Genomic DNA, 19360 nt, shown 5'->3' with positions numbered 1-19360 from the left:
GCTTCTATTACGCCTTGCGAATCATGCGCTTTCGCTCGAATTCGCGAATTTTCTCTACATATTGCTGCAAGCTTTGCTTAGTTAGCACCGCGCGGCGTCCATCCAGTACCTGCGCACCAAATTCATCTGCCAGCTTTCGCGCCGCGTTATGCATCATATTGAAAACCTGATGGGGGTCGCCTTCTATAGGCAGGATCATAAACAGTGACAAGCCCTGTGTGGAGAAGGTTTCCAGATTGTCGACGTCGAATACGCCCGGCTTAAACATATTGGCCAGACTGAATAGCACCGGGCCTTTACCGTTGCTGTTCACGTGTCGATGGAAGATATCCTGGTCGCCAAATTTAAACCCCAAGGTCAGCAAAGCCGGTAACAGGGCAGCACCGGAAATCGGTTTATTATCCGGCGACTTGATATTCAGCACCAACACTTCCTGGCCGACCGCTTTGTTGCTGTCTTTAGTTTCCTTGGGGGCCTGCGGTGCTGGCGTTTCCAGCTTAGGTTCGTCGTCAAAATCAATGCGCATTTGATCTTCACGCACTTTACTGCCACGCATTTGTGGCTCACGGCGTTTGGGAGCATCCGGCTTTTTGCCCATCACCAGATTTCTTGCCTGTTCCGCCAGACCGGGGCGAGGTTCAGGTTGAAGCGACGCGTTCGCTGTTGGTGTCGTCTGCTGATTCGGCACCTCATCTAAGCTTGGTTCCCGTCTGACAGGCTGAGCAGCAGGCGCTGTTGGCGCAGAATCGGTCGATTCGGCATGTTGACTGCTCTGCGCGGATTCAGGTGGCATATCTTTACGCAATAAGGAAGCCGGAGGCTCAGGAACAACAGCGCTGACATCGCGTTGCTCTTCACGTTTTTCCGGGCTTTTCCCTTGCGGCTCACAAACCGTGGGTTCAATATGCGTTTCGCTTGAATCGGCGGAAAGTGGCGGCTCATCAGCCTTTTTACTCTGATTCTTAACCACCCGAACCGGTCCCAGGCCCAATTCATCAAAATCATTAAATTGCGGTTCATTGCGCTTCTGCGGGGCAAAATCAGAATCATCTTCATCCACTTGGTCCTGTGCCTGCTGCTGGCGATGATTCAGATAGGCGGGCTTGCTTTGCCGTTTTTTGCTGTTTTTCTTACGCACGGTCCAAAGGCCATGTACCAGGATCCCTGCAATGGCCAGGGCACCAAAAATGAGAAAAGTCAGACGTAATTCTTCCATCTTATCTTTTTATAATTCTGCAAGAGCGACGGCTTCGTCCACATCCACAGCGACCATGCGCGAAACGCCAGGTTCAGCCATGGTCACGCCGGTGAGGTGGGTTGCCATTTCCATCGCGATCTTGTTATGGGTGATATAAATAAACTGCACTGTCTTGGACATTTCTGATACCAACTTACAAAACCGGCCAACGTTGGCATCGTCCAGAGGTGCATCCACTTCATCCAGCAAGCAAAAAGGCGCCGGATTCAGCCTGAAAATTGCGAACACCAATGATAAAGCGGTCAGGGCTTTTTCTCCACCGCTAAGCAGATGAATGGTACTATTTTTCTTGCCGGGTGGCCGGGCCATGATGGTGACGCCGGTTTCCAGCAGGTCATCATCGGTGAGCTCCAGATAGGCCGCACCCCCGCCGAAGACTTTAGGAAACAACATTTTCAGGTCATCGTTGACCTTGTCAAAGGTATCGCGAAAGCGACTGCGGGTTTCCTTGTCTATCTTACGAATGGCGCTTTCCAGGGTGTCCAGGGCACCCACCAGATCTTCATGCTGTTCATCGAGGTGCTGCTTACGCTCAGCCTGAATATCGTACTCTTCCACCGCAGCCAGGTTCACCGCCCCCAGACGCGATACCGCAGCCTGGGTTTTATCCAACTCCTGCTGCCACAGATTTTCCTCGGCCTGTTCGTCCAGACTCTCCAGCACTGGCTTCAGGGGCTGATTCATGTCCTGCAACTGCTCAAGTACGGCGCTGGCTCTGACCTTGGCCCCTTCGGCTTCCAGTTTCAGGCTTTGCTGCAGGTCGCGCATCTTTTGAATCTGCTCCTGAATACCTTGCTGTCCTTTGTGACTTTGTCGAAGTTGCTCTTCAGCGTCATGCAACTGGCTATGGATCAGACTTTGCTGTTCCTCCAGCAATAAACGCTGGGCCAACAGTTCTTGCAGTTGCTGCCCCTGTTCCTCTATGGGTGATTGCCATTGCCCTTGTTCCTGCTGAAGCTGCAGATAACGTTCTTTCAGGCTATGCAGCGACTGTTGCAGACGTTGCAGATGCTGACTACCAGCATGCACCTGATTCTGTAGGTTTTGTACTTGTAAGGCCATTTGATGACAACGATTGCGCAGGGCATCATGCTGGGCGCGCTTGCTGCTAAGCTCTTGTTGTAATGACTCTCGCTGGCTCTGAATAGATTGCAGGGCGTCGCTCTCATCATCCAGACGCATTTGCAATTCTTCCAGCTCGCCAGCCAGCTCTTCGCGACGCAATTGGTCCTCTTCCACCTGTTGGCGCTGCTGGTCAACTTGGGTCTGCAACCTGTCAATCTGTTGCATTTGTTGTTGTAGTTGCTGCTGAAGGGCAAGAACCTGCTGCTGATACTCTATACACAGCCTGTCCAACTGCCTGACATCCTCTCCAGCCTGTTGCCAGGCATGATCGGCCGTCGCCAGCGCGTGCTGGTCAGCTGCGACTTGTTCAGCTAATTGGTTCAGTTCCTCATCAAGCGCCTGGCATTGCCCACTCAGGTCGTTTATCTGTCTGGCTCTGTCAAGTACACCGCTTTGACCGGACTGACTGCCTAAACAGGCCCAGCCCCGTCCCAGCCAATGACCTTGTCGGTTAATCAGGCTTTCCCCCTCTGCTAATCCATCAAGCTGTGGTGCCAGCGCCATATTGTCATCGCTGAGCCTTATTCTGGTCAGCCAATCAGGTACCTTGTCGGCATTGACCTTGGTGGCCAGGGTACCGACAGGCTTTCCGCTTGTCATATGCTCCGCCAGCAACCAGAGCGTGCCGTCAATCAGTGGATACTCACCAGACTCAAGCACCAGTGCCGCCAACCATTCGGACATCGCGGTTTCAACCGCCTTTTCCCATTCAGGGTCGACATTGAGCCACTGCCAGGCAGGCTTAGGTGGCACAATTTGTTGTGCCAGCCATTGCTGGGTAGCGCTGGCTCTGTCTGAGCTGTTTTCCTGCAACTGACTGAGCGCCTGCAGGCTGGCTTGCGCCTGGTGCAAACGACCTTTTAGTTGCAATTGCTGCTGCTGGCGGTTTTCCAGAGCGAGCCGGGCGTTTTCCAACGTGGTTTTGGCCAGGTCCTGCTTTTCTTTACTTTGTTCAAGTTCAGTTTGCTTGCTTGCCAGCACTTCCTGCATTTGCACCAATTGCTGGTGAAGGCTTTGATTGTTAAGGGCCTGCAGCTCCTGTACCGTTTGCTCCAGTCGCAAACTGTCCCGTTCCAGCATGGTCTGTAACGACTGAATCTGGCTTTGTCTGTCTTGCACCTGCTGTTTTAACTGATACAGGCCCTGTTCCTGATGTCGCCAGTGATCCTGCTGGTCCTGCCACTGCTGTTCAGCACTAAGCAATAAGAAATTGGCTTGTTGTTGCTGCTCTTCGAGCATCGCCAGCTCCGGCTGTACCTGGTCAAATTGCTCGGTCAACCTTGCCTGTCGCTGCGTTTCTACACTCTGCTCGACTTCTAAGCTGGCCAGGTTTTCTTGCAGTTGCGCCAGTTCCTGTTCTATCTGTTGCTTACGCTGACGGGCATGAATTTGGGTTTGTTCCAGACGGCTGATCTGATTGCCCACCTGAAAGTACTGATTCTGCACGTCACTGGACTGCTGTTTTAAGTCATCCACTTGTTCCTGAAAGGCCAGCATGCCTCTCTCATCACCCCGTTGGCGGGCGATAAATTCCTCTATCTCAGACTCTTTGGCCGCAATACTTTGTTCCAGTTCGTTAATATGCTCAGAGTGCTTCAGCCAGCGCAGTGCGGCCAGTTCAGACTTGAGCTTACGTTCGCGGGCTTTTAATTCCTTATACCGCTTGGCGGCAGCGGCCTGGCGCTGCAGTTTTTCTAATTGTTGACCCAACTCACCGCGCACATCTTCAAGGCGTTCCAAGTTGTCACGGCAATGGCGAATGCGGTTTTCCGTTTCCCGACGTCGCTCTTTGTATTTGGAAATACCCGCCGCTTCTTCAATAAAAACTCTTAATTCCTGGGGCTTTGACTCAATCAATCTGGAAATCATGCCTTGTTCAATAATGGCATAGCTGCGTGGCCCAAGGCCGGTACCAAGAAACAGATCGGTGACGTCGCGGCGGCGACATTTACTGGCGTTCAGAAAATAGTTGGATTGGCCATCACGGGTAACCAGGCGCTTAATAGAGAGTTCATTGTACTTGGCATATTCACCCTGAATACGACCGCTGGAATTGTCAAATACCAGCTCAACACTGCATTGAGAAACCGGTTTTCGGGCAGTGGAGCCGTTAAAAATAACGTCGGTCATGGCATCGCCACGCAGGTTTTTAGCTGAGCTTTCGCCCAGCACCCAGCGCACGGCATCAATCACATTGGACTTGCCACAGCCATTGGGACCCACAATGGCTGTCATATCGTCCGGGAAAGGGATACTGGTGGGATCCACGAAGGATTTGAAACCGGCCAGTTTAATTTTTTTTAAGCGCATGGGTCCTTGTTATAGTTGTCACGTCGTGGGCGCGAATCGACTGTACCAAAACTCAATAAGTGTAACAATTAAGGAATTTTCTCCCCAGGCACAATTACGTTACTCTGTGCTAAAACCCATATCTGCCTGGAGTGTCATGCAAGGCCAACAACCCAAAAGCGGTGCTGCTTATTTTTTTCAGGGATTTCAGTTAATCCAAACCAAAGGTCTGAAGCGGTTTGTGTTCATTCCGCTGATGGTGAATCTGATGCTGTTCGCTCTGGCCTTTTATTTTCTGTTGCAGGAAATTGACACCGCCATCTTGTGGCTGATGGATCAGGTACCAGACTGGTTGTCATGGCTAAGAGACTGGTTAAGCTTCTTTTTGTGGCCACTGGCCGTGATTGTGATATTAGTCACCTTTTCCTTTATTTTCAGCAGTATCGCTAACTGGCTCGCCGCACCATTTAATGGCCTGCTGGCAGAAAAAGTAGAACAACACCTGACCGGACAACGCCTTGATGATGGCGGTATGTTGGCGGTCATCAAAGATATTCCCCGCACGCTGGGCCGCGAATGGACCAAGCTGGTTTACTATATTCCCCGTGCTTTGGGCTTTTTGATTGTGTTTTTTCTGCTACCGGTATTTGGTCAGGTTATCTGGTTTTTGTTTACCGCCTGGATGATGGCCATTCAATATTGCGACTACCCCTTTGACAACCACAAGGTGGCCTTTCCACTGATGCGCGAAAGACTGGGGCAAAACAAAGGCAGTGCCTTTAGTTTCGGTATTACTGTCACCCTGTTTGCCATGGTTCCTATTGTCAACTTTCTGGTTATGCCTGTGGCAATTTGTGGTGCCACGGCCATGTGGGTGGATAAGTATCGCTCAGAGTTTCGCCGCTGAGCTGCTCTGATTGGCCAACAACCGCTCAAAGTCAGCGGCTGGCAAGGGTCGGCTGAAATGATAGCCCTGCATCAAATGACAGCCATTTTCTTGTAGAAACCTGACCTGATCTTCTCGTTCCACGCCCTGGGCCACCACACCAATGCCCAGGGTCTTAGACAGTTGAATAATCGCCTTGATAATGATCTTGTCTCTGGGCTCGTCGTCCATATTGGACATATAGGAGCGATCTATCTTGAGTGTATCTACCGGCAATATTTTCAGTTGCCGTAACGATGAGTAGCCACTGCCAAATTCATCCAGCGCAATACTGAAACCAGCGGTTTTCACCCAGGCCAGGCGTTCCAGCAAATATTGACCACTGTCCATCAGTGAGCTTTCGGTAATTTCAGTTCTGAGCATATTAGCTGGCAGGCCCGAGTCTTTCAGCAAGTTAGACATCTGCTGAATATTTTGCTGATCGCAAAACTGATAGCCGGAAATATTTACTGAAACCTGGATCTCCTTTTGGTACAAGCTTTTCCATAGATTGATATGGGCCAGCGCCTGTGCCAGCACCTGCAAAAACACTTCCTGTATTAAACCTGAGCGTTCTGCCACGGCAATAAACTGATCCGGTGGCACAATACCGCGCTTGGCATGTTTCCAGCGTGCCAGGCATTCCACCCCGACAATGTCGCCACTGAGGCTATCCACCTGCGGCTGGTAATAGGGAATAAATTCTCCACGCTTCAGACCGTCTTTAATCTGTTGTTCAGTTTCCTTGTAGTACACCAGTTCCTGATTAAGATCCTCACAATAAAAGACAAACTGACTGTGTCCGTCTTTTTTGGCCCGGTACATAGCAATATCGGCCTGATGCAAGAGTTCTTCTGACTGTTCGCTGTTGTAAGGAAACAAACTGATACCGATACTGGCGCCAACTTCCACCGGGGTATTTTTAATCACAAAGGGTTCTTCCAGGCATTGCAGCAGTTTTTCGGCCACTCTGGCCATGGATTCCGGCCCATTTGCATTACCCACCAAAATCACAAATTCATCACCGCCCAGGCGAGCCACGGTATCGCTGTTTCTTAGCACATTGCAGAAGCGCTTGGCGACCAGACGCAGCAATTCATCGCCTGCTTCATGGCCAAGGGTGTCGTTGACCTGCTTAAATTTATCCAGGTCCATAAACATCAGGCCAAAGCCATTATTATCGCGTCGGCACTGATTAATCTGATGGGGAATTAACTGCATTAACAGGGCGCGGTTAGGGAGCCCGGTCAACTCATCCTGGTAAGCCATTTCCCGCAGTTTATGCAGGCGGCTGTCCTGGGTGGCCATGTCGGTATAAACCCCAACGAAATAACAGGGGCGGCGATATTCATCCACAATGGCGCTTAACCTTACCTGACAGAGAAAATCCACGCCCTGCTTGTTCTTGTCCCACAGCTCACCACTCCAAAAGCCTTTTTCCATCAGTTGCATGGTGATATCCAGAAAGAACTGATCATCCTGTTTATCTGAACGCAGAATTCGAATGTCGCTCCCCACCAATTCGCTGGTGTTGTAGCCGCTCATTTCACAAAAGGCCCGGTTGGCATAGGCAATTTGCTGATGTCTGTCGGTAATAATCACCGCTTCGCTGGAGGAGTCGAAAACTTGTTGATAAAGTTGCAGTTGCAATGCCGCGCTGGGGCCAAACTCATCCAGAATACGTAAACTGGCGTGCAGATAGTCGCCATCCGCCAACTGAATACGGGTAAAGTGACATTCAACATTAATCCAGTCTTCGCCATAGGTCAGCCACTCCCATTGCCCCTTCCCCTGGCCATGTTGTTCAAATTTTTTGAGGCTGAGGGCAATATCCATGTCGTCTGCAGAATTCTGGCACAGTTCGGTCAGGGCCATGTGCTGAAGTGCGGTATCGTTCTGATAACCAAGTGCTTTAATCAATGCCTGGTTAGCTTGCACCACCCGTCCTTCCCTTAGTAACAACATAGGTTCCGTAGAGCGGTGGATAAACTGCTGAAAATCTGAATGGAACGGAGAATTGGCTTGCATCAGAAACAACCTAATGATCTTGTCAGTTGGCAAACGCACAAAGTCGTCGCATGGATGCTTTCCGTAAGCATCGTTACCACCCGGGGCACATCCAATGCCCCATGATGAAAACTACACATATCACCATTTGTTCAAAAAGAAGCCTACATGATCAACCTAAAGTTTGTCAGCAAATTCTAGGTAAAAGTGTCTATACATTTATTCAATCGTGACACTGATATCTGCTTTGCATTTCTGCGCTCATATCTGACTTCCTTTTATGTGCGGTTAGGGTTAGCTTGATACCCTCAACTGACTGGTTAATTTAAGGACTCCCATGGCAGGACTCACCCTGGTTATTGGCAATAAAAATTACTCCTCCTGGTCTTTACGGCCCTGGTTGCTGATGAAGGTCAATGACATTGCTTTTGCTGAAGAACGCATCGCGTTGTACCAACCCAACAGTAAAGACGCGCTTTTGCAGCGCTCGCCTGCAGGCCTAGTGCCAGTACTGAAACAGGATAGCCTGCTGATATGGGATTCCCTGGCAATTATGGAATATCTGGCTGAAGCCTTCCCTGCGATTCATGCCTGGCCGACAGACAAGGCTGCCAGAGCCAGGGCTCGCAGTATCAGTGCGGAAATGCACAGCGGCTTTTCGACGCTGCGCCAGTTAATGCCGATGAACTGCCGAAAAGTGGCGGTACATGTGGATATCACCGAAGCGCTGGCTGCCGACATCGAACGGGTGCAGGATATCTGGCAAGATTGTCTTGACTGCCACGACGGCCCATTCCTGTTCAACCAGTTTAGTATTGCCGATGCCATGTATGCACCGATTGTCACCCGCTTTAAAACCTATGGCGTCACGCCCCGAAATGCCAGAATTAAACGCTATCAGGAACAGATACTGTCTCTGCATGCCATGCGACAATGGTACGAGGATGCACGGGCAGAAAACGAAGTAATAGAGAGTTCAGAGCGCTAAAGTCAGTGTTCGAGCAGACAGAATTCCGTGATTGCTTGAATCTGAACAGGAAATAATCAATTTTTGCGTAAATCTTTGTTGCTCTTACTGGTTGTTTGCCTCAAACTAGAAATGAACCAAGTGGCAGGCAATGGTTGCCGGTCACGCGACATCGGGCGATTCTGGCTGTTGGCTCCCTTGATGGCGTAGATACTTAACAGCCGTGAGAAAACTTGCAATGAAACTATATGTTGGAAACTTGTCATATCAAATGACAGACGCTGATTTGGAAGCAGCTTTTGCTGCGTTCGGTGCCGTTAGCTCCGCCAAAATCATCACAGACCGTGAAACCAATCGCTCTAAAGGCTTTGGTTTTGTCGAGTTCGAAAATCGTGCTGAGGCTGAAGCTGCCATCGAGAGTCTGAACGGTAAAGAAGTTTCCGGTCGTGCCCTGGTAGTTAACGAAGCTCGTCCACCTAAGCCAAGAACTGGTGGTCACTCTAACAGCCGTGGTCGCTTCTAATACAAGGAAGTGAATCCCGAAACCCTGGTTTCGGGTAACTGCGTAAAATTAAGCCCCTGTTCGGGGCTTTTTTATTTTTTTGGTGTATGACATCTAGACTGCATAAGCAGACTTCCGACTGAACACGCTACGTATATCATTCAGAATCAGATATAAACAAGGCACCAGCAATAAAGTGATAACCGTGGCAAACAAGATCCCAAATGCCAGTGAAATCGCCATGGGAATCACAATCTGTGCCTGCAAACTGCGTTCAAACACGATAGGCATTAACCCCATAAAGGTCGTCAGTGAGGTCAGGACGATAGCACGGAAACGTTGAGTTCCAGCCTGAATGGCAGATTCCAGCAATGAGTGCCCTTCCGCTCTGGCGCGATTAACAAAGTCCACCATAATCAGGCTGTCGTTCACCACCACCCCAGACAAGGCAATAATGCCGCATAAAGATAAAACACTCACCGCATGCCCCAATAACAAATGGCCAACGATGGCACCCACAATACCAAAAGGTATTACCGACATAATAATAAGTGGCTGCGAATAAGATTTAAGTGGCACGGCCATCAGGGCATAAATGGCAAACAAGGCGAAAATCGCGCCCTGAGCCAGGCTCATCAAGGCCTCGCCTTCTTCCTTGGAAGCGCCTTCCAGGCCAAAAGACACTGACGGGTAGCGTTCCAGCAATCCAGGCACATAGTGACTGGTAACCTCACTCACCACGTTACCTGGCTCAGTCACGGCTTTATTCACTTTTGCCGATACCGTAATTGAGCGCACGCCATTAATACGTACAATAGAACCATAGCCCTGCGCCAGCTCTATGTCTGCCACCTCAGAAAATGGCACCTCATGTCCATCTGGGGTGCGGATACGCATATTTTCCAAATGCCCGATGGAGCTGCGTTCATCCTTTGGATAACGCACCATTACCTTGACTTCCTCATCGCCCCGTTGAATACGCTGTGCTTCGGCACCGTAAAAACCGTAGCGCACCTGCCGTGCCAGATTTTCCAGACTCAAGCCCATAGCCTCGGCCTGGGGCTTTATATGCAAACGGATCTCATCACTGCCGCCGGAAAAATCGTCCTGAATATCCACGACACCGTCATAGCTTGCCAGGTGTTGCTTGATTTCTTCAGTAGCGGCGCGCAGTTCGATGAGATTGGTGCCGCTGAATTGCAGTGAAATATCAGAGCCACCGCCCGGCCCTCCTGGGTCGCCCACATCGACGTTTTTAACCCCAGGCAGATCGGGAATAAATTGCCGCCATTTATCCTGAATCGCAAAGGCGTCCAGTTCCCGGGTTTCCCCTTTTGACAGCTCCACAAACACCTGGCCGCCCAAATTACCCTGGTCAAACGCCATGGAGTGCTTTACCACACCGGCACCATTTTGTTCAGCGACGGCTTTGTCCATATCATATAGGGCATCCAAAATTTTGCGGATAGCCAAGTCTCGTTGACTAATGGATGAACCGGGTTCCATTTGCACTGTGGCCGACATAAAGTCGCTTGGAATGGTGGGAAAAAATACAAACCTGACCAGCCCACTGCCAAACAGCCCCACGGTTAAAATCAGCGCGGCAATAAAGCAAGCCAGCGTGGTATACCTGTTGCGCACGGCCTTTTCCAATAAGGGCTGATAGCGATGCTGTACAAAACGTTTAATACCTTCGGCAAAAAAGTCGCGGAATCGTTGAAAACGATTGGCCTTGGCCGGGTCATATGGGGTGGTTTTCATATGCACCAAGTGAGCAGGCAGAATTAGCTTGGATTCAATTAAAGAAAACAACAGGCAAAGAATCACCACCCAACCAATAGTTTTCCAAATCACCCCAAAGGTGCCAGGCACCATTAACATCGGCGTAAACGCCGCAACTGTGGTTAGCACACCGAAGGTTGCAGGCATCGCGACTTTTTTCACACCGGCAATCACATTGTCGGCATTGTGTCCTTTGCGATCAATCTCTGAGTAGGCAGACTCCCCCATCACAATAGCATCGTCAACCACTATGCCCAGCACCAGAATAAAGCCGAACAAGCTGATCATATTAATAGACAGGTCAAAGAATGCGGATGGCATTAACAGCAGCGTGCCCAGAAAACACACCGGCAGACCCACAATGACCCAAAAGGCCAGGCGAATCTTTAAGAACAAAGACAACACCAAAAACACCAGCAACGCCCCCATGGCCATATTGCTCAGCATCATATTGAGGCGATCAGCCAGGTAAAAAGAGCTGTCACCCCAGGTATCTGCACTGATACCGGGCGGCCATTTGTCTTTTTGCTCTGTTAAATACGCATTGACGGTTTCCGAAATCTTCAGGGCATTCTGATCACCTATGGCATTAACCCTGACATTCACCGCTGATTTACCATCAAACTCAGCAAAATTAGGATCTTCCACAAAACCGTCGCGAATCGTCGCAATATCGCCCAGGGTTAAACGGGTACCATCCGCGCGGGTTAACAGCACAATCTCGGCAAAGTCCCGACCATTGTAGGCCTGGCCTTTCGCCCGCAGCAGAATGTCACCGTCTTCTGAGCGAATACTGCCACCGGGTAAATCAATAGATGTGCGGCGCACCGCATTGACTAACTCTGTGAACGTCAGACCATATTGCTGCAGTTGCAACTCTGATATTTCCACTGACACTTCGTAATTGCGGGCTCCTACCACCTGTACATTTGTCACACCGGGCAAATTGGCAATATTGTCACGTAGCCCCTTGGCCAGCTCTTTTAATATGGTTTCGGATGTATCGCCGTACAAAGCCACCCACAGCACTGTCTGGGTGGATTTTTGCCGGTAAATAACAGGTTTTTCTATGTTCTCTGGAAAGCTGGGAATGGCATCTACTTGAACTTTGACCTCATCCAACACCAGCAGCGGATCGTAATCTTCTTCCACTTCAATACTGACTGTGCCCATCCCTTCGGTGGCGGTGGCGGTAATCTTTTTAATGCCTTCGATATCCTTGATGGCTTCTTCAATCTTAATCAACACCCCTTCTTCCACTTCCTGTGGCGCAGCACCAAGATAAGGCACACGAACATTGACAATGTTAAATTCAAAGGTGGGGAAAACCTGTTTACGGATGCTGAACGCCCCCATTAATCCGCCAATGATGATAATCAGCATCAACAGATTGGCAGCCACAGAATTGCGTGCAAACCAGGCAATAACCCCTTTATGGGTGTCGATACGACTCATTGCCCGTCTCCACCAGGCGCCGTGCTATCTTCCGCCTGAGATCCTCTATCGCTGTTCAATCTGACCGGCATGCCATTGACCGGGTTGGGCACAGCACTCACGGTGACCTTTTCACCTTCCTGCAACCCGTTGTCGATATACACATGGCGTTCGTCTGCACGTACTATGTTAACCGGTCGTATTTGCAGCTTAAGCTCTTGGTCCACCACCAGAACCGTGCCGTCGAGCCGTAAAACATGACGTGGCAATACCACCAGGTCTCTGGCATGGTTTCCGCGAATGGTGGCCGAGACAAAACGCCCGAATTTAAGTGCTGCAGCATGCTGTTCTTGTTTTCTAAGGTAGGGATCGCTGACTTCCGCCACTGCGTAAATAACCCGACTTTGCGGATCTAATACCCCTTCACTGCGCACCAGCTTTGCCTGCCAGCTAAGTGGCTGTCCGGCGACGACAGATGTCAAACTCACTTCTGATACGTCCTGATGTGAAGGTAACGCCAGATAGGCCAGGTCATTGTCACTCAGGGGTAAACGGACTTCGGCAACATCAGTGCCATAAATCACCCCTAATTGGGTACCCACAGCAACAAACTGGCCAATATCCACCGTTTTACTTTTTACCAGGCCATCATAAGGTGCGCGTATTAATGTTCTTTCAAGATTGCGTTGGGCCCGCTCTAATTGTGCTTCAGCAGCCAGGACATTAGCCTTTTCTTTCTGCAACTGTGGCTTTCTGAGGCCTAATTCCGGTGCGATACTGTTTTTAACAGTTTTCCAATCCTCCGCTGCCACCTTGCCCCTGGCTTGTTCTTCCTGCAACGCTGCCTTAGCACTGGCCAGCTGTGCTTCGGCAGATTTGAGTTCCGTGAGGTAATCGGCTTGTTCCAACTTGATCAGCACATCACCTTTATTAAACAAGCCACCTTCAATAAAGTCAGCAGATAATTCCACAATCTTGCCACTGACCTGGCTACTCAACGTAGTTTGGGTTCTGGGGATGACGGTGCCCTGCGATTTAACCTGAAAATCCACATCCCTTTTGCTGACTTGTATCACCTCTACCAGAAACGCCTGCGTTTCATGTGCCACTTTTGCCGGTGGTTTACGGCTGAAGATCATAATGGCTGCCACAACCCCGGCCAGCAGAATAATACCAATAGGTAACACCACCTTTTTCAAGCGACTACTCATGGACAACCCTTTGTAATAAGTCACGATACAAACGCTAGTTTAATTGCTTAATAACGCGAATGCGCTATTGATTTTGTTAAGTTTTCAGCTTCGCCGTTATTGACTGTCAGCTATGTGCACGACGTTAAGTATATAGCCATCGGTTTTAACCTTATTCATTCTAAATTGCTGTAATTTCGCTCAACTCTGGTATAGATGATAAGGATACAGCAAACAAATGTAATTTTATTACAAAGAAAGGAGCATCCGCGATGAGTTTTAAAAAGCAATATCTCAAATCCAAACCTGTATGCAAAGTTACCTTTAAGCTGTCCAAAGAAGAAGCCCAACATGCTGACAGGGTTCGGTTATTGGGTGACTTTAACGCCTGGGACACCAGTGCTGAGCCCATGAAAAAGCTGAAGAACGGTGACTTTACCACTACTCTTGATTTGCCTAAGGACAGTCAATATCAGTTTCGCTATCTGCTGGATGACAAGACATGGGAGAACGACTGGAATGCCGACACCTATGTGCCCTCGCCGCTATCTTTGGAAGATAACTCTGTGATTTCAGTATGAATTGAGTGTTTCCCGCCAGGGCTGCAATCCCGTAGCCCTTCCTGTTATTTTATTTTCTGCACAACATATCAGGCAAAGTTTCGACAAGCAGGTCGATTCGGGTTATTGTAATTAAATTACAAAATAGACGGGATGACCCGCTTAATCTGCAACAAGTTGGAGGACCGCATGTCAGCGCCAATCGATCATCAGTTGATGGAAACTGTCAGAGAACTAGGCAGTATTCTGGGTGAAACCATCGAAGCCCAATTGGGCAAAACCTGGTTAGACAGGATCGAAACAATTCGCAAGCAAGGGCGCAGTTCGTCTCAGGGCGATGAGCAGGCCAGACATGAATTGCAGTCGCTGTTCAGCGAGCTTGAAGATACAGACTTACTCACTGTTGGCCGCGCGTTCGCCCAATTTCTGAACCTGGCCAATATTGCCGAGCAGGAATTTAACAGCTCCCAGCCGTCGGAAGACCCACTGGATCAGCTTAGCAGCAAACTAAAAGGCACCAGCATGGCGGGTCGCAGTTTCCAGCAAGCGCTGGCCCAGCTGCGAATAGATTTAGTACTAACCGCGCACCCCACAGAAGTGACGCGACGCACCCTGATTCACAAATACAGTGAACTGGCCAACTGTCTGGCCACCATTCATGGTTATGAACTGAGCAGCGAGGACCGCGCCAAACTGTTGAAAAGAATCTCAGCACTGATTTGTCAGGCCTGGCATACCGAAGAAATCCGCTCGGTACGACCTACCCCGGTAGATGAAGCGCAATGGGGCTTTTCAGTTATAGAAAACTCCTTGTGGGACGCTGTTCCGCAGTTTTTGCGCGAAATGGATGATAAGTTTCGTGCCGAGTTTGACCAGCCCATGCCGTTGGATGCCTGCCCGGTAAGGTTCTCATCCTGGATGGGCGGTGACAGAGATGGTAATCCCTTTGTCACGGCCAAAGTGACCGAACAGGTGTTGTTGCTGGCCAGAAAACGCGCGGCCAGGTTGTTTTTCAATGATCTGAATAAGCTCCAGGCTGAATTGTCAATGAGCCACGGCACACCGGCATTGATGGAAGCTGCCGAGCATCACAGGGAGCCTTATCGTCATATCCTACGCAAGTTGCGCGATAAACTGGAGGCGACCCATGATGGTATTGATGCCTTTATTAACGATCAGGGCGGCTCACCTGCCACTTGGGTAAACAGTCAGGCGGAGCTGATTGAGCCATTGCTGCTATGTTATCAGTCGCTGGTGGACACCGGCCTGGCCAGTATTGCCAACGCTGAGCTGCTGGATACTATCCGCCGAGCCCACTGTTTTGGTATTCACTTGTTAAAACTGGATGTCCGTCAACATTCAGAACGCCACAGTCAGGTATTAAGTGAACTGACCCGCTACCTTGGCATCGGCGATTATTTAAGTTGGAGTGAAGAAGACAAGCAATCCTTCCTGTTACGGGAATTGTCATCGCGTCGTCCTCTGTTGCCACGCAAATGGCAACCAAGTAAAGAAGTGCAGGAAGTGCTGGATACCTGTGCGGTTATCGCATCGCAAAGCAAAGATGGTTTTGGCATTTACATTATTTCCATGGCCAGTCAGCCCTCCGACGTATTGGCAGTGCAATTGCTACTACAAGAAGCGGGTATCAACTGGCCAATGCCAGTGGCACCTTTGTTTGAAACCCTGGATGACCTGAATAACGCCGCAGACGTTACAGGTAAGCTACTGGATATTGACTGGTATCGCGGTTATATCCAAGGTCGACAGTACATAATGATTGGCTACTCGGATTCAGCCAAAGATGCCGGAGCGCTAGCCGCTGGCTGGGGGCAGTACCAGTCTCAGGAGCAATTGGTGGCGCTGGCCGATAGCAAAGGCATTGAACTGACCTTATTCCATGGTCGTGGCGGTACTATCGGTCGGGGTGGCCTGCCGGCTCATGCAGCGATTTTGTCCCAACCTCCAGGTTCACTAAAAGGCGGTTTTCGGGTCACCGAACAGGGCGAGACCATTCGCTACAAGTTTGGCATGCCAGCACTGGCCAACCGCAGTCTGAAACTTTATGCCAGCGCTATTCTGGAAGCCATGTTGTTGCCGCCGCCAGCGCCAAAAGCTGAATGGCGCAACCTGATGAACGAGATGGCCGCACAAGGCTGTGATAACTACCGTGCAGTAGTGCGTGAAGACGCCAATTTTGTGCCCTACTTTCGCGCGGCCACCCCTGAAGAGGAATTAGGCAAGCTGCCACTTGGCAGTCGTCCGTCCAAGCGTAAACCCGATGGTGGGGTGGAAAGCCTGCGCGCTATTCCCTGGATATTTGCCTGGGCACAAAATCGTCTGGTGCTGCCTTCATGGTTAGGTGTAATGAAAGCGGTAAAATATGCGCTGGACAATGGCACACAGCAGAAAATACTGGATGAGATGATCAGCGACTGGCCCTTTTTCAAAACCCGTCTGTCGATGCTCGACATGGTGTTTGCCAAGGCGGATGCACGCATCAGCGCTGAGTATGACAAACGCCTGGTACCCGAATCGCTGCAGTACTTCGGCAAAGCGCTACGCGAAGAGCTTGAGCAAAGTCAGGCGATGATCTTTAAACTGATGAAACAAAGCAGTGCGCTGGAACAGGACCCACAAGGCAAGGAATCCATGCAAATCCGTGCTGCCTATCTGGAGCCATTACACCTGTTGCAAATAGAATTACTGGACCGGGTGCGTAAGCAGCAAGGTGAAAACCCAACCCTGGAACGGGCAATGATGGTGGCTATTGCCGGTATCGCTGTGGGAATGCGTAACACTGGGTAACAGGTAGCGGACCGGTGCTAAGCCGGTCTGCTTTTCCCCTACCTTATAACACTCGAATGGCACAGAAGAGTCGGCTAAACTGCTGCCACTTTTATTTCGCTGCCAACTATCATTATGTCGTATATCATCGCTACCCTGGCTTTTTCCCTGCTGGGTTTGCTGACTTTTCACCCTAGGTTCCAACGTCTCAGTCAAACCCATAGCGCCGCCGTTAATTTCTATCTGACCCTGGTTGCTACTTTTATCGGGGTATTAATCGCCATAGCAATATCTAACTATGAAGCAAAAGGGAAAGAAAAGCGGGACTTGATCAAGCTCCTTAACGCTGCCATTGCCAGCGTACAAACCAGCCATGATTATGCGAGCATCTTAGCTGAATATGAAAGTAAGCTGACAGACAAACAACGCATCGGCTTCTATGATAAAAATCCACCGCCCTACCCCGACTTTCTGGATAATATGCTCAGCCACAGCCTGACCGGTAGTAATATCAGCGGGCAAAGTTTGACTGACCTTAACGAATTGCTAATCAACTTAAAAAGAAGCCGGGTACATGATGTTTTGTTATACCAACACCTGCTGCAACAGGCTAAGGGATTGCTTGAGACGGAAATACGCTATCAACAGGGACACATTAGCGAAGCGAGATTAGAAGCCAGTTTAGATAAACTGGCTTTACAGGTAACACAATCAGCACAATCCAAGGTTAAAATACAGCCCTGACAATCAGCGCAGACAGGTAGAGTCCGGCACCAAATACCAGGTGGGTTATCAGGCTTTTCACTCTGGCCAGCATGGGATTAGGGGTTTTGGCTGCCGCAATCCCCATACCCAGCGCAGGCTGCATCACCAAGTAAGGAATCAACACCGTGATCGCGCCAAATACCAGAGCTGGAAGCAGGGTTGGCGCATTCAGCCAATCCGGCACTCCTGTCAGTACCAACGCAAAGGCAACGCCGATAACATAGTGGGCAGTCCACCCCACCGCACATTCGCCACTCTTCGGTGCTGAGCGTGCAATTCCCTGATGGTAGAATTGCCCATCTGGTATATGGCATAGCCAACGCCCGACCATACAGAAGTTCAACGATGCGATATTAAACCCGCGTTTTAACAGCAGCGCCCACAAATCCATTACCAGGGTAGCGCCAACGCCAATCAACAGCACGTCAAGCCAATATTGCATATGTACTCTCCCTACCCTCAGGCCATGCGATCCTGGCGGATAACCATACCGACCAGACGCCTTACCAGTGGTGTCACCAAATTAATGGTGGGCAGCGCCACCGCAAAGGCAAACAACCAGGCTTTTAGCCAAATTAGAAGTAAACCGTCGACGGCACCCACGTTAAAGACGGTAATCACCAATGACATAATGCAGGACATCAGCAATGCCATGAAGAAGGAGAACACGTATTGGGTATATTTGGGATGAATCATCGATACGCTCCAGAGACGGTTGATATTCCCGGCAATGCCACCTAAAACTGGCCTTGCCGAATTAAGTTGCTGCATCATAATTCACCTGCCAAAATAAAAACATAAGCACTTTTTCAATCTTAAATTGCATATTTGAAATCATGTTCGATGACATTCGCTTATTTGTGCACATTGTGCAGCAAGGGGGGCTTTCTGGCGCGGCCCAGTTTATGGGACTACCTGCCGCAACCGTAACCAGACGATTGCAAAAACTGGAACAACAGTTAGGCAGCCAGTTATTGCATCGTTCTGCCAGGCAATGCGTATTGAGCCAGGAAGGGGAAATCTACTATCAAGCCTACGCTGATTTGGTCAGCCAATTTGAACAGACACAACAGCAGTTGAGCGAATCGCATAAATTACTGCACGGCAAACTCAAGGTGCTGGCGCCCATCAATATATCCCACGGCTTTCTGCGCCCTATGTGGTTGGGATTTAGTCGGCAGTTTCCACAGATTCAGCTTGAATTGATACTGGCTAATCAGCGCGAGGATTTAATTAACAGCAAGGCTGAGCTTGCACTGCGGGTAGGACCGCAGCCCGACTCTCTGCTATACCAGCAGAAACTGGGGCAAATCCCCAAACTGCTGGTAGCCTCACCTGACTATCTGGCTGAAAACGGCATACCCGAACATCCAGGACAACTTAAAGAGCACCGACTCGTTGGCACTACCTTGTGGAGCAAATGGCAACTTGTCCACCAGTCTGGCACTGTGCAGGAGCTATTCCCGCGCTTTAACGCCACATTCAATGACACCGAGATGATGAAACATTTAGTCTGTGATCATCAGGGAATCAGCCTGTTACCCCTGACCGAAGTGCAGCCACAACTGGAAAACGGTGAGTTGGTAAGAGTCCTGCCACAGTGGCAAGGGGACAAACGTGATATTTATCTGGTATGGCCAAGTGGCAGATTATTGAGTGAACGGGCGAAATGTCTTAGGGACTTTATAGCCGACTATATTGAAAAGAATATGCCGAGACTGCAATAACCCCGGCGAATGCTCCTGCAACACCAACATACGCCCACCAGG

At 49.9% G+C, this 19360-nt stretch carries 14 protein-coding genes; 7 read left to right on the top strand and 7 right to left on the bottom strand.

All coding sequences use genetic code 11. From position 1 onward, the window contains the following. Nucleotides 1-7: 7 nt before the first annotated feature. Together zipA and smc are read right to left on the bottom strand one after the other, a co-directional pair. Complete coding sequence (zipA, locus tag ABD028_RS13415; protein WP_343845515.1) at nucleotides 8-1216, bottom strand: cell division protein ZipA; 1209 nt, start codon at nucleotides 1214-1216, stop codon at nucleotides 8-10. Between the two features lie 9 nt (nucleotides 1217-1225). After that, nucleotides 1226-4693 (bottom strand): chromosome segregation protein SMC, encoded by a 3468-nt coding sequence (gene smc, locus ABD028_RS13410; RefSeq protein ID WP_343845513.1) that lies wholly within the window; start codon nucleotides 4691-4693, stop codon nucleotides 1226-1228. Between the two features lie 136 nt (nucleotides 4694-4829). On the opposite strand from smc, the gene cysZ reads away from it, so the two are divergent. Continuing rightward, a complete protein-coding gene (gene cysZ / locus ABD028_RS13405) occupies nucleotides 4830-5579 on the top strand; it encodes a sulfate transporter CysZ (RefSeq protein WP_102795216.1) in 750 nt (249 codons plus the stop codon). Here cysZ and ABD028_RS13400 read toward each other — a convergent pair. Further along, nucleotides 5562-7625: a putative bifunctional diguanylate cyclase/phosphodiesterase gene (locus ABD028_RS13400; protein ID WP_343845511.1), complete on the bottom strand. Its 2064-nt coding sequence runs from the start codon at nucleotides 7623-7625 to the stop codon at nucleotides 5562-5564. The genes cysZ and ABD028_RS13400 overlap by 18 nt on opposite strands. 316 nt (nucleotides 7626-7941) lie before the next feature. Between ABD028_RS13400 and ABD028_RS13395 the strand changes: the two genes are divergently transcribed. Together ABD028_RS13395 and ABD028_RS13390 are read left to right on the top strand one after the other, a co-directional pair. After that, a complete protein-coding gene (locus tag ABD028_RS13395) occupies nucleotides 7942-8592 on the top strand; it encodes a glutathione S-transferase family protein (RefSeq protein WP_343845510.1) in 651 nt (216 codons plus the stop codon). A 217-nt stretch (nucleotides 8593-8809) separates the two neighbouring features. Next, a complete protein-coding gene (locus tag ABD028_RS13390; RefSeq protein WP_102795213.1) occupies nucleotides 8810-9094 on the top strand; it encodes an RNA-binding regulator in 285 nt (94 codons plus the stop codon). 93 nt (nucleotides 9095-9187) lie between these two features. Here ABD028_RS13390 and ABD028_RS13385 read toward each other — a convergent pair whose 3' ends face one another. After that, nucleotides 9188-12310, bottom strand: a complete 3123-nt coding sequence (locus ABD028_RS13385) for an efflux RND transporter permease subunit (RefSeq protein ID WP_343845509.1) — start codon at nucleotides 12308-12310, stop codon at nucleotides 9188-9190. Further along, on the bottom strand, nucleotides 12307-13500 hold the full coding sequence (locus ABD028_RS13380) for an efflux RND transporter periplasmic adaptor subunit (protein ID WP_343845508.1): 1194 nt from the start codon (nucleotides 13498-13500) through the stop codon (nucleotides 12307-12309). Before ABD028_RS13380 ends, ABD028_RS13385 begins: the two co-directional genes overlap by 4 nt. A gap of 251 nt (nucleotides 13501-13751) precedes the next feature. Between ABD028_RS13380 and ABD028_RS13375 the strand changes: the two genes are divergently transcribed. The 3 genes from ABD028_RS13375 (at nucleotide 13752) to ABD028_RS13365 (ending at nucleotide 17570) form a co-directional block, all read left to right on the top strand. Next, complete coding sequence (locus tag ABD028_RS13375) at nucleotides 13752-14060, top strand: isoamylase early set domain-containing protein (protein ID WP_343845507.1); 309 nt, start codon at nucleotides 13752-13754, stop codon at nucleotides 14058-14060. Between the two features lie 168 nt (nucleotides 14061-14228). Next, nucleotides 14229-16847 carry a phosphoenolpyruvate carboxylase gene (gene ppc, locus ABD028_RS13370; RefSeq protein ID WP_343845505.1) on the top strand — a complete coding sequence of 873 codons (2619 nt, stop codon included), beginning with the start codon at nucleotides 14229-14231 and terminating at the stop codon, nucleotides 16845-16847. A gap of 114 nt (nucleotides 16848-16961) precedes the next feature. Continuing rightward, on the top strand, nucleotides 16962-17570 hold the full coding sequence (locus tag ABD028_RS13365) for a hypothetical protein (RefSeq protein WP_343845503.1): 609 nt from the start codon (nucleotides 16962-16964) through the stop codon (nucleotides 17568-17570). On the opposite strand, the gene ABD028_RS13360 is transcribed toward ABD028_RS13365, so the two are convergent. Continuing rightward, nucleotides 17554-18033, bottom strand: a complete 480-nt coding sequence (locus ABD028_RS13360; RefSeq protein ID WP_343845501.1) for a DUF2938 domain-containing protein — start codon at nucleotides 18031-18033, stop codon at nucleotides 17554-17556. The two genes, ABD028_RS13365 and ABD028_RS13360, sit on opposite strands and share 17 nt — an antisense overlap. A gap of 17 nt (nucleotides 18034-18050) precedes the next feature. Next, the gene (locus ABD028_RS13355) at nucleotides 18051-18365 is read right to left on the bottom strand and encodes a DUF2798 domain-containing protein (RefSeq protein WP_343845499.1); all 315 of its coding nucleotides are present in this window, start codon (nucleotides 18363-18365) and stop codon (nucleotides 18051-18053) included. Nucleotides 18366-18427: 62 nt separating this feature from the next. Between ABD028_RS13355 and ABD028_RS13350 the strand changes: the two genes are divergently transcribed. Beyond that, the gene (locus ABD028_RS13350; protein WP_343845497.1) at nucleotides 18428-19318 is read left to right on the top strand and encodes a LysR family transcriptional regulator; all 891 of its coding nucleotides are present in this window, start codon (nucleotides 18428-18430) and stop codon (nucleotides 19316-19318) included. The last annotated feature ends 42 nt before the right edge of the window (nucleotides 19319-19360 follow it).

This window comes from Bowmanella denitrificans, from assembly GCF_039522935.1.
In the GTDB taxonomy this organism is placed as follows: Bacteria; Pseudomonadota; Gammaproteobacteria; order Enterobacterales; family Alteromonadaceae; genus Bowmanella; species Bowmanella denitrificans.
The sequence above is the reverse complement of the archived record's forward strand: the minus strand, read 5'-3'. Positions and strand labels throughout refer to the sequence as shown.